Origin of the sequence: Mediterraneibacter sp. 210702-DFI.5.30 (genome assembly GCF_020560115.1) — a bacterium.
Lineage (GTDB): Bacteria > Bacillota > Clostridia > Lachnospirales > Lachnospiraceae > Mediterraneibacter > Mediterraneibacter faecis.
Map to the genome: position 1 here is coordinate 163,655 of NZ_JAJCME010000007.1, position 17,462 is coordinate 181,116.

Genomic DNA, 17,462 nt, shown 5'->3' on the forward strand with positions numbered 1-17,462 from the left:
TCTCTGTTTATTCGGAACGAACTGTAATATATTTTTGATGTTTACTTTTCGGTTTATCGGGAAGTGTCATTTTGAGTGTTCCATTGTTCAATAGCGGACGCAGATATTTTTGTGTAAAGTTTTTTGTGTTTTTGTATCCACAGTGTTCTGCGATTTCTAATTTTGAATGTGGTTCTATGCAAAATGCAAGGATTTTATCATGGGTTGCATCATGGGTTGCGTCATAGGTCTTATCATGGGTCGTTTCTATGATAGAAGGACCATGATGGTAATTTACATTTTTCAAGATGACTCTGAAATCTGTCGCTGTTGAGGAAAATTCGGGCTTATATGCCTCTGTGTATCCAGGCAGCTTTTCAGTTTCACTGACGATTTTGCGCAGACCACTTCCACGGCGTTCCATGTACTTCATGCGGTGGAACAGATCAGCGATCACAGGGTTTCGTCGCATCGAACGAATACTGTAAATATCGTATTCCTGAATTGAGCCGCCGCCAAACATACCGCCCGGAGATGTGATTTCCACCCGATCATCAAACATATCAATGTGGACTTCGCTGCCAAGCACAATATAATCACGATGGATGAGAGCGTTGACAAGAGCCTCTGTTACAGCTCGTTCAGCATAATCCGGCTTGTCTACCCGATACTGAGCTTCTTTGACAAAACGGACTTTGGAATTATTGCGAATAAATTCACTGCCGCTTTTCAGTAAATAAATCAAATTCCCCTCGTATTCCTTATCGTCCAGCGCATCATCAAAGATAGAGCCTTTTTCCAAGCCATTCCACCGGGTACAGAATATACGGGAGTTATAAACTGTGTGCTGATCGGTCATGAGCTTTCCGGCATTGGTCAGGAACCCATTTTTGTCAGCCAAACCGAATGAGACATAATCGGATGGCTCGAAGCGGAGGCCGGTTCGTTCCAGATAGGTTGCCTCCAGGAGTGTGAAGCTGTAATCCTTTTTCACAGCTTCTGTTGTTAAGGTGTCAAAGGACTGATTGGTTCCCTTTAAGATCAGTTCATTCACAATGTAATCCGGTGCAATTACGCTTTCATTTCCAACACGGATGTATGCTTCCATTACTCCGTCTGCCTTGTAATAGTATGGGGTGCTGCGGCCAGGAGAAACCTCCAGAGCCAACAGGTTTTTACCATCTTCCTGCAATGGCTTTAAGATAAACTGCGGTAATGGTGTGATACGTTCTTTGATTAAGCGGCTGATCGCTTCAGCATCCTTTTGAACATCGGACAAGCCGATAGGCTCCCGGTCATCAGAGACTCCGAAAAACAGAGTGCCGCCGATCCCATTGGAAAAGGCACTGACACTTTTTAACCAGCTTTTTGGCTTTTTTGTTTCGAGAGCAACTTTGAAATCACATTCCGTTGCTTCGGCAATGAGCTGTTCTATCATAAAATCCCTCCTTTGAGGTTGTAGAATGTTCTTTTTTATTATACCCAGCGGAGAAAGTTATTGCAACGATAGAAGCAAAGAGTTCAGCGAAAAAATATTTATGAGAGGAGGGCCTTCTATTATGGCAACTACAAGAATCATGCCGCTTCATGTTGGCAAGGGTCGCACAGAAAGTCGGGCAATCAGTGATATCATCGACTATGTAGCAAATCCACAGAAAACAGATAACGGCAAGCTCATTACCGGCTATGCGTGTGACAGCCGGACTGCGGATGCAGAGTTCCTTCTGGCGAAGCGGCAGTATATCGCCGCCACCGGGCGGGTGCGCGGGGCGGACGATGTGATCGCTTACCATGTGCGCCAGTCATTCAAACCCGGTGAAATCACGCCGGAAGAAGCCAACCGTCTGGGTGTAGAATTTGCCAAGCGGTTTACCAAGGGCAATCATGCCTTTGTGGTCTGCACCCACATAGACAAGTCGCACATTCATAATCACATTATCTGGTCATCGGTCAGCTTAGAATATGACCGGAAATTCCGAAACTTTTGGGGCAGCACCAAGGCGGTTCGCCGGTTAAGTGATACCATCTGCATTGAAAACGGACTGTCCATTGTAGAGAATCCGAAACTTCACGGAAAAAGCTATAACAAGTGGCTGGGAGATCAGGCAAAGCCCTCTCACCGAGAGCTGCTTCGTGTGGCAATTGACAACGCATTATCACAAAGTCCTGCTGACTTTGAAGAACTGCTGAAACTGTTGCAAGAGTATGGTTGTGAAGTCTCAAAGCGCGGAAAATCGTATCGACTGAAGCTCTCTGGTTGGGAGAAAGCCGCCCGCATGGACAGTCTGGGCGAAGGATATGGATTGGAAGATTTGCGGGCAGTTCTCTTAGGGAAGAAAGCACATACCCCGCGAAAGAAAACAGTCACACAGGCAGAGCCGCCGAAGGTCAATCTGCTGGTGGACATTCAGGCAAAATTGCAGGCTGGAAAAGGCGCTGGCTATGCTCGATGGGCTAAGGTGTTCAACCTCAAGCAGATGGCGCAGACCATGAATTACCTGTCAGAGCACAACCTGCTGGAGTATGCGGTTTTGGAAGAAAAGGCTGCGGCTGCCACGGCACATCACAATGAGCTTTCGGCGCAGATCAAAGCGGCTGAAAAGCGCATGGCAGAGATCGCTGTTCTGCGTACTCACATCGTAAATTATGCAAAGACCCGTGAGGTCTATGTGGCATACCGCAAGGCGGGTTACTCTAAGAAATTCAGGGAAGAACATGAGAAAGAAATTCTGCTCCACCAGGCTGCTAAGAATGCCTTTGATGAGATGGGCGTCAAGAAGCTGCCCAAGGTCAAAGAGTTGCAGACAGAGTATGCGAAATTGCTGGAAGAAAAGAAAAAGACCTATGCCGAGTACCGGCGTTCCCGTGAAGAAATGCGAGAGCTTTTAACGGCAAAGGCCAATGTGGATCGGGTCCTGAAAATGGAGGTAGAACAGGATGTTGAAAAAGAAAAAGACCACGGCCAGCGGTAAGCTGGTCCTGGTCAAAAGCGTTCGCAGAACGCGCAGCCACAGAATGAAATTCTGTGTTCAAAGGGGCTTGGGGGCGCTGCCCTCAACAAGCAAGCAGAGAGGAAAATCACGGAGGGATTTTCTTCTCTGCGGGCCTGTGTGTATTAACACAGGCATTGCTTGCCCCTTTTCTCCGAAAATGAAAAGAACCAGTGAGAGAATCGTTAAATTTCACTCACTGGCTCAATTCGTTTCAAATTTCTCGGACAACTCTGTCAGTTCTTTCACCGTTTCCTGGGTGTGATGCAACAGGGTGTCACGCATTTCTGGCGGACAGCTGGAATAAAGCATTTTCATCTGATTGACACCCTCATCCTCCAGAGAAATATCTGGATTTATAAGCGTATCTAAAGAGATGTGTAGGACTTTTGCCAATGCTCTCAAAATCAAATAGGAAGGATTCATTTTCCCTTTTTCAATGTTGGCGATTTGCTTTACAGAAACATGGCTCAGATCAGATAGCTCCTGTTGTGTTAGCTCTTTATTCTTTCGGGCTTCTCGCATTTTTAGCCCTAAAGCAGTTAAATCATCAATCGGCATAATCATTCACCTCAAATATATTCTATCGTGCCGATTTGCACAAAGGAATAACCTTATTATGCCTGTTGATAGGAATGATTATACTGATTTTGGTAGAACGAGAGCCAAAGACTATTTTTAATATTTGTTTTTCAAGTATAATTGCAGTATAATAAATGACCCATCTGAATTTAGAGAGGATTTTCAAAATTCGCAATAATTATTAAAACAATCTTTTTTGATTTTGTTATTATGCTTGATGGAAAGGAGGGAACATAAATGGGCAATCAATCAGTCATCAGCATAGAGGCAGTCATTGACTATATCGAAAGTCATCTTGACGGAAAGCTGGAATTAGAAACGGTTGCGGAGGCTGTTCACTATTCAAAATATCACTTACACCGACTATTTACCGAAACCGTAGGAATGACAATTCATGATTATGTGCAACGCCGCCAGCTTACAGAGGCGGCAAAGCTTCTGGTCTTTTCGGATAAACCTATTATCGAAATTGCTTTTATCTGCGGATACGAGAGCCAGCAATCGTTTTCATTAGCTTTTAAGGCTATGTATAAATCGCCGCCTGCGGAGTATCGTGAAGAACGGAGCTTTTATCCTTTGCAGTTGCGGTTCATTTTACATCGAAGAACGACGGCTATGGAATTTACAATACAGGATATTCGGTTAGCAGAAAAGAAAGATATTGTCGATTGGATGAACTTAATGCGGCTTGTTATTGATGGGTATCCTGTAATGGATGAAGATGACTACTTAGCTAAGCTGGAAGAAAGTATTGACGAAAAGCGTGCGCTTGTGCTAAGGGAGGGAGATATTCTCATTGGAGCGATGGCATTTACCTATTCTCCAGGCAGTATAGAATTTCTTGGCGTACATCCGCAATATCGAAATCGCGGACTTCAAAAGTTATTCTTGGATGCCTTATTGGAAACATATCTTCAAGGGCAGGAAATCAGCACAACAACCTTTCGAGAACAGGACAAGGCCGATACAGGGCATCGAGATATGCTATTGCAACTTGGTTTTGCCGAAAAAGAATTGCTGACAGAGTTTGGCTATCCCACGCAGCGCTTTGTGCTCCCTCCTAAAAAACAGGAGGATATACAACATGGATGACACGCAACGCACCGGCTGGCAGAAAAGAATACTCCTTTTCTTAACCAGTCAATGTATCACACTCTTTGGCTCTACGCTTGTTCAAATGGCACTCGTTTGGTATGCAACCATGCAAACATCCAGCGGCGTGTGGGTGGCTGCATTTACAGTCTGTTCCTATCTGCCGCAATTTCTCATTTCATTTATAGGCGGCGTATGGGCAGACCGATACCACAGGAAAAAATTGATTATAGGCGCAGATCTGCTGATTGCATTTGTCACTTTCGTAATGGTATTGGCAATTCCGCATATTTCATCGGAGCCTGCTTTGCTCGGCGGTTTGCTTGTTATGTCGGTCATACGATCCTTGGGGGCAGGAATACAAACTCCAGCAGTCAATGCCGTTATCCCACAGCTTGTCCCGGAAGATCAGCTTATGCGGTACAACGGCATCAATGCAACAATGCAGTCTATTGTTAATTTTGCGGCTCCAGCGGCGGCAGGTGCAGTTTTTGCAATCAGCACATTGAGAATGACGCTTATGATAGACATTGTAACGGCGATCTTGGGAACGGGCCTATTGTCCTGCTTGGCACTTCCGAAACAAAATATTTCCATTGAGAAGGCCAGCGTCTTTTCTGACATGAAAATTGGCGTCAAATACGCTTTTGCAGACAAACTAATTGGAAAGCTTTTAATCATCTACGGACTATTCACTTTCTTTTGTGTTCCAGCAGGCTATCTTGCAGGACTTCTTGTTCGGCGAGTATTCGGTGATACTTACTGGTATCTTACCGCAGTGGAAGTAGTAGGGTTCGCAGGTATGATGGCAGGCGGAGTTATTATGAGTACATGGGGAGGTTTTAAGCACCGAGGAAAAACTTTGGCAGTTGGACTTTTTGCGTTTGGCTCTTTTGCAATCGGAATGGGCTTTTCAAAGAATTTTATTTTTTACCTTGGCCTAATGGTATGTTATGGAGTCGCATTAACAATGGTGCAAACAGTAATTACCACTATGTTACAAGAAAAAACGGACACCTCTATGCAGGGGCGTGTATTTGGATTACTTGGCACGATGTATGCTGGCTTTTTACCGATTGGTATGGCTATGTTTGGCCCTTTGGCTGATATTCTTCCCTTGCAGTGGATTATGGTTGGATCAGGTATAGCCCTTATTGTAATTGCAGGTATAGCTTATTATAGTCGGGAACTCAAAACAATCTAAAAGAAAAAAGTCGCCCAACGGGAATAAAAAAAACCGTTGTTTCGGCGGCTGGATATTTATGCGCCAAAACAAAATACAGTGGCCTTACGGCGGTTTTGAAATAACATATTTCAGAGCCGCCGTTTCTTTTTCGACGATGCTCATGCGATCAGGAGGGCGGTATATAGGAGGATACCGCCATGTCAATTTTCGTCATTCATAGCACTCATGAGCTGCACCAATTAAAAAAAGTCTTGCTCCTCCTCCGGGGAGATATGGCTACTTATCGGCATTATCGTTCCATGTAATTCAGTATAATAATGGCTGTTCTTGGCGCGCCAGTTTTCCCTCACGGAAATCTGGCGTTTTTTGTTGCCATTTTTTCGGAGATGACCCGGTTGTCTGCCGGTGTCGGTCTCCGCCTCCATTCGCTTCACCCGTCAATCACCCGTGAATCGAAATGGAGGTACATAATGAAGAAAATTAACCTTCGGGAACTTTATCCTGATGTTTATACAACAGACTTTTTTGTAGATGTGACAGAGGAAGTAATGGAGACTATTCGAGCAGCTGAACGTGCGGAGGCTGCGTATGAGCGAAAGATGTATCGTTATAAAGCACAGTATTCTCTGGATTGCGAGAATGGCATTGAAAATGCGGTGCTGTTGAAGCCGCAAACACCGGAGATGGTTCTGGAGGAAAAACAGTTTCAGGAGCAGGTTTATGCCGCTGTGATGAAGCTGCCGGAGAAGCAGGCAAAGCGAATTTATGCCCGATACTATCTGGGAATGACGGTAAATGAAATTGCCGAAGTAGAAGGTGTAGATCCAAGCCGTGTCCGTGACAGCATCCGGCGTGGTCTGAAGCAGCTGGCAAAGTATTTTTAGGGTAGAATAACAGAGGGCGCAAGGTCTCAAAGTGCTTCTGCATAAGACCTTGTGCCCTACCTATTGTAGTAGCCTTAGAGGTGTATTTTGTAAAGCTATCTTTGAGTGAAGAAAACATCGGTGTACAAGGGGTACAAACAAGATAAAATAGAAATGAGGGGCGATAGAGCAGAAATGTCAGATTTTCCACTCTATCTGAACACGGTCGCTGGTGGCCTTGATCGTAGAGATCAAACCATCGGCGGCTTTTCTTTTGTCGTCAAAATCTATACTGTCCCAGTTGTCGAGATAATAGGATAACTTCTTTATCTGCTGGGGAGATATGATTTCAACGCTCAATTCAGCGATTGCCTTTGAAATGGTCTGGCGTCGGGTGTCCAGTTCTTCAATTTTTTTGTTAGCGTAGGCAATGTAATATGATTTACAAGAAATAACATATCGTGCAATGATGGGAGAATTTATTATCTATTATCGTGGAAAAATCGTTGGCGGTATATATGATGATAGGTTACTGGTAAAACCAACAAAGTCTGCAATTTCTTATATGCCAACAGTTACTTATGAAATTCCATACGAAAATGCCAAAGAAATGTTATTGGTGGAAGAAATTGATAATAAAGATTTTCTGACGGGGTTATTTAATGTGATGTATGATGAACTACCAACGCCAAAACCTAAAAAGAAAAAATAAACAGTTTCTAACTTGACAATTTCATATCCATACACACAAAGCAGTTAGTCTTAGGATTGACTGCTTTTTTCTTACCAAAATTATAGATTGGAGTGATGAAATGATATACTCTTAGAACTTTTTAACAAGATTATTGAAGCATAAAATTTTATTGTAGTGCTGATATGAGAATGATATAATTGGGATATGAAATATACAAATAAATCTGTTGAAAAATGAGGTGTCAAAATATGGCAAATGAATTACTGGAAAACTTGGATAGACTTCATACAACTGAACTTGGCGTTATTCGAATTAAAAAGAACTTATCTTTGAATGTAGAAAACGTGATTGAATGGTGTAAAGAAAAAATCAGTCTTTCTAATGCGAAAATCATAAGAAAAGGGAAAAACTGGTATATAACGATTGATAATTGTATTATAACGGTAAATGCGTACAGTTATACCGTTATCACTGCTCACAAAGTAAAATGATGAATTTTTCTATAAAGGAATTAAATGCATTTGCAGTTATTGGGCAGGAAGTAGAACTGACTAATTATCAAAAAAAGAATATTCAGATTAGTACACAGTTTTGGAGAAAATTTAACAGTAGTTTGAAGAAATCATATCTTTCACAATCGGGAAATTGGGTAAAATATGCTTTTATGGAACGAAGAAATGGAAACCTTTATTATTTCTGTTCTATACCAAAGAGAACTATTCTTCCAGACAACTTTCTGTATAAAGAAATACCGTCATATAAATATTTGGTCGTGGAGCATATTGGTGCTATGGGGAAAATATATGAAACTTATAGAAAAATTTATCAGGAAATTATTCCTAATACACCATATACCCCTATAAAAAATATTATCCTGCACTTTGAAAAATATGATTACCGTTTCCATTGGAATAGAGATAATTCAGTTATTGAAATTTGGATACCTATTCAAGATTAGAAGCAATTCCATATCCATACACACAAAGCAGTTAGTCTTAGGATTGACTGCTTTTTAAAAAGACACCATTTAGGTGTAATGATGTCTTTTGGGTGTTATTTTATAGTCATATCAAGGCTCATTCAATCGTGGTAAATTAGTGGTAAAATGAATGGTTTTCTATACTCCAAAATGCTTGAAAGTATAGTGGTTATGCGAATAATCCAAAATTAGATATAAAATTGATATTACATGATATATTATTTCATAAGATTGACAAAGAAGAATGTTTGTGCTATTCTATATAAAAATATATCTCCAAAGGGGAGCAAGATATGAACTTTCATTTAACCGATCAGCGTAAAAAGAAAATCAACTCTGTACAATCCAAACCGATGAAACATTGTGCAGAGTATAGCGTATAAATGACGCATTTCGATTTCATCGGGAAGCCATAAAGGGGATTTTATACCCATTTTGAGAAAATGGCTTTCCATGCAGTTATAATGTGTACGAGGCTATGGACAATGTTTTGTCCATAGCCTTTTGTTTTTGGCGTTGCTATGCCAAAGGCAGAAGGCGGATACACTTGTGTATCTCTGCTTTCTGCCTTTTCTTTTTTCCAAATATATTAAGAAAGGTTTTTTAAAAATGAGCTTATTAGAAATTGAAGGACTAACACATTCTTTTGGTGAAAACCTGCTTTACAAAAATGCAGGCTTCACACTCAATAGAGGAGAACATATTGGCATTGTCGGGCAGAACGGAACCGGCAAAAGCACTTTAATCAAAATCTGTACAGAGCAGATCATACCAGACAGCGGGCGCATTGTCTGGCAACCGAATGCTACGATTGGCTATTTAGACCAATATGCGGAAATCGACCATACCTTAACGATGAAAGAATTTCTCAAATCCGCTTTCACAAAGTTATTTGAAATGGAGGCACAGGCGTTGCAGCTCTATGAAAAAGCTGCTGACGGTGATATGAAAAGCCTTGAACTGGCCGCCCGTTATCAGGAACAGCTTGAAGCCCATGACTTTTATTCGATAGATACCGCTATTGATCGTGTCGCCAATGGGTTAGGACTTCTTGCGATTGGCCTTGACCGTCCGATTGCTGAAATGAGTGGCGGCCAGCGAGCAAAAGTGATTTTGGCAAAGCTACTGCTTGAAAAACCAGATGTATTGCTATTAGATGAGCCGACAAATTTTCTTGATAAAGATCATGTTGCATGGCTGGCGGAATACCTATCCTCTTTGGAAAATGCTTTTTTAGTTGTTTCCCATGATTTTGACTTTTTGGATAAAATCGCAAATCGTATCTGCGATATAGATAATGACACAATAACAAAGTATTATGGCACTTATTCTGAATTTCTGCGAAAAAAGACACTGTTGCGGGAAGATTACATTCGTCAATACTCAGCGCAACAAAAGGAGATCAAAAAAACAGAGGAGTTCATTAGGAAAAATATTGCTGGACGAAAAGCAAAAATGGCGAGAGGGCGACAAAAACAGCTTGATCGAATGGACAAAATGGAGGCTTTGGAACAGAAAGAGATTATTCCTTATTTTCATTTTCCTGTTTTACCGCTGACAAATACGGAGCATCTGCTGGTCAAACATCTGGCAGTTGGTTATCACTATCCAGTTCTATCAGATATTGATTTTAGCATAAAAGGCGGGCAAAAAGTTGTTATCACTGGCTTTAATGGAATTGGGAAATCTACTTTGCTCAAGACATTAATTGGACAAATCCCGTCCATGCAAGGTCATTTCAAATTTTCCGATCAAGTTACCCTTGGATATTTTGAGCAGGACTTAATATGGGACGAACCTGAACAGACACCAATTCAAATTGTTTCCAATGTCCATCCTGATATGGTCATAAAAGATGTTCGCAAACATTTAGCCCGGTGTGGAATTTCCAGTAAGCACGCAATGCAAGCGATTGGAACATTAAGTGGAGGTGAGCAGGCGAAAGTAAAAATGTGTTTGCTAACACTGATTCCCTGCAATTTTCTAATTATGGACGAACCCACAAATCATCTGGATGTTCAGGCAAAGGAAGCATTGAAATCAGCTCTTATGGATTTTGCGGGTACTGTATTGCTCGTATCACATGAAGAAGCATTTTATCGTGAGTGGGCACAGAGAGTTATTAGTGTCGAGAAATAGAAAATAGAATTAAGTATAGTATGAGGTCTATGATTTTCTGCTGAAGAATTGGCATAAATTGAAATTCAGTCCCCCGATCCAGACCGAAGTAGCCATAGAGCGAAAAATCAATCCCAAACGAATGCAGCGCGAAATTCAAAGTCAACTGCAAGATAAAGGCATTGGCACAAAGGCACAGCAGGCGTTGAAACTCCAGCATGAGCAATGTAAGCTGGAACGGAAAACCAAGAGCCGTGAGCAGAAAGAGGCTGAGAAAGACCGTCAGTTTGCCATACGGCAGGAAAAGAAGAAAGCCAAGCACAGAGGAAGATAACATGAAGATAGAATGGATTTTATGCCCCTTTTGCGGCAGCAAAACGCGATTGAAAATCCGCGATGATACAGTACTGGAAAACTTTCCGTTATATTGTCCTAAATGCAAACATGAAACCCTGATTACGGTAAGAAAACTAAATTTATCCATCGTTCAAGAGCCAGACGCACAGACGCAGAGCCGATAATACACAAGGTAAATTCACTTGTGGTTATCGGTCCTTTTTTATTTCAATATACGACGAGAGCCTGCCCCGCCCAATGGGGAAAGAAAAAAACCGTAGCTGGGCAGGTTGATTTTGTGCGCTTACTCTACTTACTTTGGCGGCGGTTTTGAGAAATCAGAGCCGCCGTTTCTTTGCGTTTACACAAACCTATAACGACTTGCAGGGACACGGTAGCCGATTGGAGGTTATTTTGCCGTGTCTCGTTTGCTTTTTCAAAGCTCACATGATCTACATCAGTTAAAAAAAGCATTGCTCCTCCTCCGGGCAAGTATAACATTGCATCGGCATTATCGTTCCATGTAATTCAGTATAATAATGGCTGTTCTTGGCGCGCCAGTTTTCCCTCACGGAAATCTGGCGTTTTTTGTTGCCATTTTTTCGGAGATGACCCGGTTGTCTGCCGGTGTCGGTCTCCGCCTCCATTCGCTTCACCCGTCAATCACCCGTGAATCGAAATGGAGGTACATAATGAAGAAAATTAACCTTCGGGAACTTTATCCTGATGTTTATACAACAGACTTTTTTGTAGATGTGACAGAGGAAGTAATGGAGACTATTCGAGCAGCTGAACGTGCGGAAGCTGCGTATGAGCGAAAGCTGTATCGCTATAAGGCGTACTACTCCCTGGACTGCGACAACGGCATTGAAAATGCGATTCTGATGAAGCCCCAGACACCGGAGATGCTTCTGGAGGAAAAACAGTTTCAGGAGCAGGTCTATGCCGCTGTGATGAAGCTGCCGGAGAAACAGGCAAAGCGAATTTATGCCCGATACTATCTGGGAATGACGGTAAATGAAATTGCCGAAGTAGAAGGTGTAGACCCAAGCCGTGTCCGAGACAGTATCCGCCGTGGATTAAAGCAGCTTGTAAAATATTTTTGATAAAATTTCATTTGATGCGCCTGTTTTTTGCCTTTTTTGTCAGTGTTAATAAGAAGGACAAGTTTTCCTCCTTCATAAGTACATTGACAATCGAATAGACAGCACAACAGGTACATAACCCATGTACGAGCGAATATGAAACGCCGCGAAGATGGAGCAGTCAGGGAGGTGATGAAAGAACTGCTTCGGAGCGATCTACGATTTCATAAAACGGATTGTGGCAGATTTGGCGCGATGACTGCATGGGGGCTTAAAGATACTTCCTCACGGCCCGCCAAAGACTTGGGGGGAACCCTGCGGCACACGATACGAACGATGCTGCGGAGTTATGACAGCCGCGCCAGCGGAGACCTGTTGTGTTCCCATCGTCAGGGGGCGTGGCAAATGTGACGAAAGCTGAGAAATATAAATAGGAAGCGTTTGCCGCTTTCTGTTCAAAATCAGATACCATGCGCTGGCAGTTTCGGCTGCCAGCGTATTCATGTGATTTTGAACAAACACGATGACAAACTTGACAGATTGGAGGAAATATGCTTTATGGAAAAACTTATTACGCGAAAAGAAGCGGCAGAAATTTTGGGTATCAGCATTGCAACGCTGGACGCGGCCCGTAACAATGGCCTTATTTCTTATGTGCAATATGTGCAGAATGGCTGTGTGTATTTTACCTCAGCGGGACTTCAGGAGTATATCGCAAAATGCACCCACAGAGCAAAGCCAGCAGAAAAGAACGCAACTTATCGTAAACCTCGCAGAGCTGGAGTGTGAGCCGGTCCGTATCCTTGTCGAAATCATAATGGTCTGATAAAACATAGATACAACCCTGGAGTCTATTCTTAGGAGGTGACGGAATTGGCCAAACGGCAAACAATAATTCCTCAATATGGCACAGTTATGAAAAGAGGTGTCCTATATTATAGGACCAGAATCAAAGACGCGAATGGTAAGCTCGTAGCTATCTACGCAAAAACACCTGAAGAACTATACAACAAAGAAACGCTTGCGTTGGAACAGATTGAGAATGCCACTTTTCATCGGAAAACGCCCACAGTTGCAGAGTATTGTGAAAAGTGGCTGCTGATGCAGTCGGTTCATGTACGAGCTACTACTTTGACGGATTACACCTCAAAGGTTAGGCGGCATATTATAGCGGAATTGGGAGATAAACGGATGGGTGAGGTTAGCCTGGATGATATTCAGCTTGCCCTTGTTCCGGTTTCCAAAAAATCTGCATCGGTTTATAAATCTGTGGTAATCCTTTACAAATCTATCTTTCGCGCAGCGATGGAAAGCAGGATTATTGACCACAACCCAACGATTTATCTGACAACAAAAGGTGGCGGTGTTCCACAAGAGGATCGTCAGGCTTTGACAGATGAACAGGTGGAGCGCCTTTTGGATGCTATCCGAGATTTGCCGCCTTATGTCTTTGTCATGATTGGTTTATATGCAGGGCTACGCCGGGAAGAAATTCTTGCTCTGCAATGGGATTCAGTATATCTGGATACAGATACTCCATATCTGACAGTAAGACGGGCATGGCACACCGAACATAACAGACCGGTGATTTCGGATGAATTGAAAACCAAGGCTGCGGAGAGAAATATCCCCCTTCCTGTTTGCTTGGCTGAGTGTTTGAAAGCAGCAAAGGAAACTTCGACTTCGGAGTATGTGGTTTCAAACAGGGATGGCGAACCGCTGTCCTACACGCAGTTTAAGCGACTTTGGCAGTATATTGTTACGAGGACGGTCAAGGAGCGGAGCTATTATCGGTATGAAGATGGAAAAAGAGTAAAGCATACTGTCACACCTGTCTTGGGAGAAAAGGCTGCTCATAACGGAAAAGTGGTTTACAGTCTGGACTTTGAAGTAACACCCCATCAGCTGCGGCATACTTACATTACCAATCTCATTCATGCATCGGTAGATCCCAAAACGGTTCAATACCTGGCAGGCCATGAAAGCAGCAAGATTACCATGGACATTTATGCAAAGGTTAAGTACAACAGACCAGATGAGCTGGTCAGATCAATGAACTGTGCGTTTGCAAGCTGGGATGCAGCACAGTAATAACAAATAGGAAATGAAGCAGGAGCGAGGCAAGGATGTCTCGCTCTTTGTTTTACCTCAGCCGTATCTTTGATTAAGTCGAGGCTTTCTGATAAAAAGAGAGTGTAGATACGGAGACTACACATTATCAAGAAAGGACGATCAAAGATGGCAAAAAAGAAAACACAGATCCCGAAGTACGGGACCATTACATTGAAAGGAATCCAGTATTACAGAACCAGGATTACGGATGCAGATGGCAAAGAGTTGAGTTTGTATGCCGCAACTTGTGAAGAATTGTATGAGAAGCAGTTAGAGGCCCGGAAGCAGGTGGAAGAAATTATCTTTCATCGACAGCACCCGACAGTAGCCGAGTATGGAGAGAAGTGGCTGCTGATGCAGTCGGCAAAGGTGTCTGCGTCTACACTCAGAGGTTATACGAGGGATATGACAAACTATATCATAAAACCTCTGGGAGAGATGTATATGGAAGAAGTGACCGCTGACGATATTCGGCTGGCGCTTGTTCCATTGTCAAAGAAATCGGAAGGTTTATACAATAAGGTCAATATGCTACTCAAGTGCATTTTTTATGCGGCAGAGAGAAACCAAATTCTTGAACACAATCCCTGTGCGGGAATATCGGGCAAGGGCGGAAAACCATCAAAAAAGAGAGAGGCATTGACAGATCAGCAGGTAGCCGTGCTTCTGGATACAGTCAAGGGGCTTCCTCCATATTTGTTTATTATGCTCGGTTTGTATTCCGGTCTGCGCCGGGAAGAAATTCTTGCACTGCAATGGGATTGTGTATTTCTGGACGAGGATACACCTTATCTATCGGTGAGGCGGGCATGGCGTACAGAGCATAACAGACCCGTGGTTTCTACCGTGCTAAAGACTCCGGCGGCAAAAAGGGATATTCCGATACCGAAGTGTTTGGTGGATTGTCTGAGAGAAGCGAAAGAAAATTCCATATCAGATTATGTGATCGCTGACAGTAAAGGAGAGCCACTGGCTGCTTCGCAGTTTCAAAGAGTGTGGCAGTATGTCGTTGTTCGCTCCACTAAGCCCCGGAACTATTATAAGTATGTGAATGGGCAGAGCATCAAATACACGGTTACCCCAACGCTGGGCATGACCCAGAAAAATCAACCCAAAATCAGATATACGCTGGACTTTGATGTAACCCCGCATCAGCTGCGGCACACTTACATTACCAATCTTCTCTATGCTGGTGTTGATCCAAAGACCGTCCAATACCTTGCCGGACACGAAAACAGCAAAACAACTATGGACATCTATGCAAAAGTGAAGTACAATAAACCAGAGGAGTTGTTTGGGGTAGTAAATGGTGCGTTTCATCAGGCTATTGCTGAATGAAAAAAGGCCGTTTTTTATGGTCCGCACACCGGATAACTGAGAGGCAGAAAGCCGGAAAAGCCCGGAATATCAAGGGAAAACAGCTCAAAAACTCGCGCAATACGGTCTCAAAGCAGCTCGTAGAGCACCACAGTTCTCAAAGAGATAATTATCTCGCAAGAGAAATACAATTCAAAGAGATCCAAAACCCCAGAACTTCGGTTCTGGGGTTTTTCTTTACCTTTTGATTCAGTGAGACGTCTAGAAACGTGATGAAAATTGGTGGATATGTAGCAAGTATGTAGCAAAAATCACAGCAACTATGAGGTCAGATTTACCGGTGAAGCATGGGTGGAAAGGCGCAGACCAGTTTATTATTGTCAAGGGTACCTGGGTTGAAAAATTGATGGCGGAATAATATGATGCTGTGATAGAATGAAGAAAATGATTGGATGTGCAAACTGGAAGTTTCACATGAGATGTGTTATTGGGAAATATTCGTGGAGGGGAACTGAAGGCTGAAGAATGAAATTGTATTATTTACAGATGGTGATGTTAATATAGAAGTTCAAATCAATCCTGAGCAGGAGACAGTTTGGCTGACGCAAAAACAAATGGAAGTGTTGTTTGATGTTAAGCACGCTACAGTAAGCGAACATATTTCAAATATTCTTGCTTCAGGAGAATTGGATGAGACTTCTGTCGGTTTTTCCGACAGAAGTACAGGGGGACGAAAACCCCCAATTTATAATTTGGATATGATTTTGTCTGTCGGATATCGAGTTAATTCTAAAAGAGGTATAGCTTTCAGAAAATGGGCAAATAATGTCCTTAAACAGTTTATTTTGCAAGGCTATGCAATCAATGAAAAGCGTCTTCAGGCGCTTAAGAAAACAGTTGATATTCAGTCAAGGATGCTTGCAGATGCACTTGATATAGAGGAGAAAGTGTAGCCTGCTTCATATTTTTATTAGTGCATTACATAAAAATACGCACATACGCATAAACAAGGAATGAATATTGAAACGTATTTTGTTTTATGACAGAATATCATTACTAAAAAAAGTGCAGATGCGGAAAATCCTTTTTGCTGTTTACAATCTTTAAGAGATATTTACTGGAGAATGGAGTTGGCTCTGATCATATTGTTGAAATTGCATTGGACGGTATAGAGAACGAGGAATTAAGAGATCCCAAGATGCGTTTTTGATTTCCAAGGCAAGCCGTTACGACATTAAGGGAGGGATTTGCATGAAAAGAAATTACTGGGCGTTATTAGTTTTTGCGTTAATAATAGTATTGCAGTGGATCGGATTAGGATTTCACGGTCAAATAAGGTTTATTTTTTTGATAATTATATTAGTTCTAATTGTTTTATTGGCAATATTATTACGGAAATAGTAAAAGTGAATAGCGAGGCGATTGTATGAAAAAGTTAATTGCATCAGCTTTGACATTAGTTTGTATTCTTACTTTGGCAAGGTGTGGAAAATCAGGTAGTGGTGACTACCCTGCAACTATAATGGTAAATGGTACTAACTACTATTCCACTGATCATGCTGTTCCTGTTGAAGTGGACGAGAGTGTTATTCAATATACTACTTCTTATGCAGAAAACGGCATACCTCAAAAAGATGGCGAAGCCAATTTCAACAGAGATTTAGGAACACCTTATGCAGTTATTGAGGATGACAGGGTAGTTGTCCTTATAGATAACGAGTGGATAGAGTTCAAAGCGAAGTAAGATATCTTCAAGTCTGATGAAGAGCGCGAAGCGTGAAAGAAAATACAGAAAGAGGCTAGATACTATCCTGAATTTCTATAAAAAATTGATTCAGTTAAGAAAAAAACTGCCGGTTATTGCAAATGGAACCATTCGGTTTTTAGATGAAGAAAGCGAAGGTGTGATCGGCTATGTAAGAGAATTAGAAGGAACAAAACTTGTTGTGCTGTGCAATTTATGTGAGGAAGAAAATAAAGTTGTATGGCAGAGTGAGTGGGATTCATATGAATTGTTGCTTGGAAATTACTCTGATGGAAAAGTAGATGGAACGTTGAGACCATACGAGTGCAAGGTGATGCGTTCCATCTAGAGAGTATAAATTATGTAGAGAAAGAATCGATTGAGT

Annotated in this window: 18 protein-coding genes and 2 pseudogenes; 18 read left to right on the forward strand and 2 right to left on the reverse strand. The window is 42.2% G+C overall.

What is annotated here, in order from left to right:
* Positions 1-7: 7 nt before the first annotated feature.
* On the reverse strand, positions 8-1,417 hold the full coding sequence (locus tag LI126_RS09480; RefSeq protein ID WP_227165271.1) for an ATP-binding protein: 1,410 nt from the start codon (positions 1,415-1,417) through the stop codon (positions 8-10).
* A 121-nt stretch (positions 1,418-1,538) separates the two neighbouring features.
* Here LI126_RS09480 and LI126_RS09485 point away from each other — a divergent pair, with 121 nt between their 5' ends.
* On the forward strand, positions 1,539-2,951 hold the full coding sequence (locus LI126_RS09485) for a relaxase/mobilization nuclease domain-containing protein (RefSeq protein ID WP_118604649.1): 1,413 nt from the start codon (positions 1,539-1,541) through the stop codon (positions 2,949-2,951).
* Between the two features lie 222 nt (positions 2,952-3,173).
* On the opposite strand, the gene LI126_RS09490 is transcribed toward LI126_RS09485, so the two are convergent.
* On the reverse strand, positions 3,174-3,530 hold the full coding sequence (locus tag LI126_RS09490; protein WP_117920631.1) for a helix-turn-helix domain-containing protein: 357 nt from the start codon (positions 3,528-3,530) through the stop codon (positions 3,174-3,176).
* 258 nt (positions 3,531-3,788) lie between these two features.
* Here LI126_RS09490 and LI126_RS09495 point away from each other — a divergent pair, with 258 nt between their 5' ends.
* The 17 genes and pseudogenes from LI126_RS09495 (at position 3,789) to LI126_RS09580 (ending at position 17,426) form a co-directional block, all read left to right on the forward strand.
* The gene (locus LI126_RS09495) at positions 3,789-4,643 is read left to right on the forward strand and encodes a GNAT family N-acetyltransferase (RefSeq protein ID WP_006777384.1); all 855 of its coding nucleotides are present in this window, start codon (positions 3,789-3,791) and stop codon (positions 4,641-4,643) included.
* Positions 4,636-5,847: an MFS transporter gene (locus LI126_RS09500; protein WP_118604644.1), complete on the forward strand. Its 1,212-nt coding sequence runs from the start codon at positions 4,636-4,638 to the stop codon at positions 5,845-5,847. The genes LI126_RS09495 and LI126_RS09500 overlap by 8 nt, the downstream gene beginning before the upstream one ends.
* A 452-nt stretch (positions 5,848-6,299) precedes the next feature.
* Positions 6,300-6,713 (forward strand): sigma-70 family RNA polymerase sigma factor, encoded by a 414-nt coding sequence (locus LI126_RS09510; protein WP_015540976.1) that lies wholly within the window; start codon positions 6,300-6,302, stop codon positions 6,711-6,713.
* Between the two features lie 430 nt (positions 6,714-7,143).
* On the forward strand, positions 7,144-7,404 hold the full coding sequence (locus LI126_RS09515; protein ID WP_094030748.1) for a competence protein TfoX: 261 nt from the start codon (positions 7,144-7,146) through the stop codon (positions 7,402-7,404).
* Between the two features lie 230 nt (positions 7,405-7,634).
* The gene (locus LI126_RS09520) at positions 7,635-7,877 is read left to right on the forward strand and encodes a DUF3781 domain-containing protein (RefSeq protein WP_006777329.1); all 243 of its coding nucleotides are present in this window, start codon (positions 7,635-7,637) and stop codon (positions 7,875-7,877) included.
* A complete protein-coding gene (locus tag LI126_RS09525) occupies positions 7,874-8,344 on the forward strand; it encodes a GyrI-like domain-containing protein (protein WP_117494627.1) in 471 nt (156 codons plus the stop codon). The genes LI126_RS09520 and LI126_RS09525 overlap by 4 nt, the downstream gene beginning before the upstream one ends.
* Before the next feature lie 630 nt (positions 8,345-8,974).
* The gene (locus LI126_RS09530; protein ID WP_227165272.1) at positions 8,975-10,504 is read left to right on the forward strand and encodes an ABC-F family ATP-binding cassette domain-containing protein; all 1,530 of its coding nucleotides are present in this window, start codon (positions 8,975-8,977) and stop codon (positions 10,502-10,504) included.
* Positions 10,505-10,523: 19 nt separating this feature from the next.
* Positions 10,524-10,817 (forward strand): annotated as a pseudogene (locus LI126_RS09535) (YjdF family protein); the annotation flags it as partial.
* Position 10,818: 1 nt separating this feature from the next.
* Positions 10,819-11,004 carry a cysteine-rich KTR domain-containing protein gene (locus LI126_RS09540; protein ID WP_117510411.1) on the forward strand — a complete coding sequence of 62 codons (186 nt, stop codon included), beginning with the start codon at positions 10,819-10,821 and terminating at the stop codon, positions 11,002-11,004.
* A 507-nt stretch (positions 11,005-11,511) separates the two neighbouring features.
* Entirely contained in the window at positions 11,512-11,925 is a 414-nt protein-coding gene (locus tag LI126_RS09545) for a sigma-70 family RNA polymerase sigma factor (RefSeq protein WP_117552920.1), read from the forward strand.
* Positions 11,926-12,462: 537 nt separating this feature from the next.
* Positions 12,463-12,693: a helix-turn-helix domain-containing protein gene (locus LI126_RS09550; protein ID WP_008728422.1), complete on the forward strand. Its 231-nt coding sequence runs from the start codon at positions 12,463-12,465 to the stop codon at positions 12,691-12,693.
* A gap of 126 nt (positions 12,694-12,819) precedes the next feature.
* The gene (locus LI126_RS09555; RefSeq protein WP_370776474.1) at positions 12,820-13,995 is read left to right on the forward strand and encodes a tyrosine-type recombinase/integrase; all 1,176 of its coding nucleotides are present in this window, start codon (positions 12,820-12,822) and stop codon (positions 13,993-13,995) included.
* A 147-nt stretch (positions 13,996-14,142) separates the two neighbouring features.
* Positions 14,143-15,354, forward strand: coding sequence for a tyrosine-type recombinase/integrase (locus LI126_RS09560; RefSeq protein ID WP_117552919.1), 1,212 nt, complete (start codon positions 14,143-14,145; stop codon positions 15,352-15,354).
* A gap of 593 nt (positions 15,355-15,947) precedes the next feature.
* Positions 15,948-16,286: a RhuM family protein gene (rhuM, locus tag LI126_RS09565; protein WP_226865674.1), complete on the forward strand. Its 339-nt coding sequence runs from the start codon at positions 15,948-15,950 to the stop codon at positions 16,284-16,286.
* 116 nt (positions 16,287-16,402) lie between these two features.
* Positions 16,403-16,540: pseudogene (locus LI126_RS15920) on the forward strand (ATP-binding protein); the annotation flags it as partial.
* Positions 16,541-16,759: 219 nt separating this feature from the next.
* Entirely contained in the window at positions 16,760-17,077 is a 318-nt protein-coding gene (locus LI126_RS09575; RefSeq protein WP_155204302.1) for a hypothetical protein, read from the forward strand.
* 16 nt (positions 17,078-17,093) lie between these two features.
* Entirely contained in the window at positions 17,094-17,426 is a 333-nt protein-coding gene (locus LI126_RS09580) for a hypothetical protein (RefSeq protein WP_117498614.1), read from the forward strand.
* Positions 17,427-17,462 lie beyond the last annotated feature (36 nt).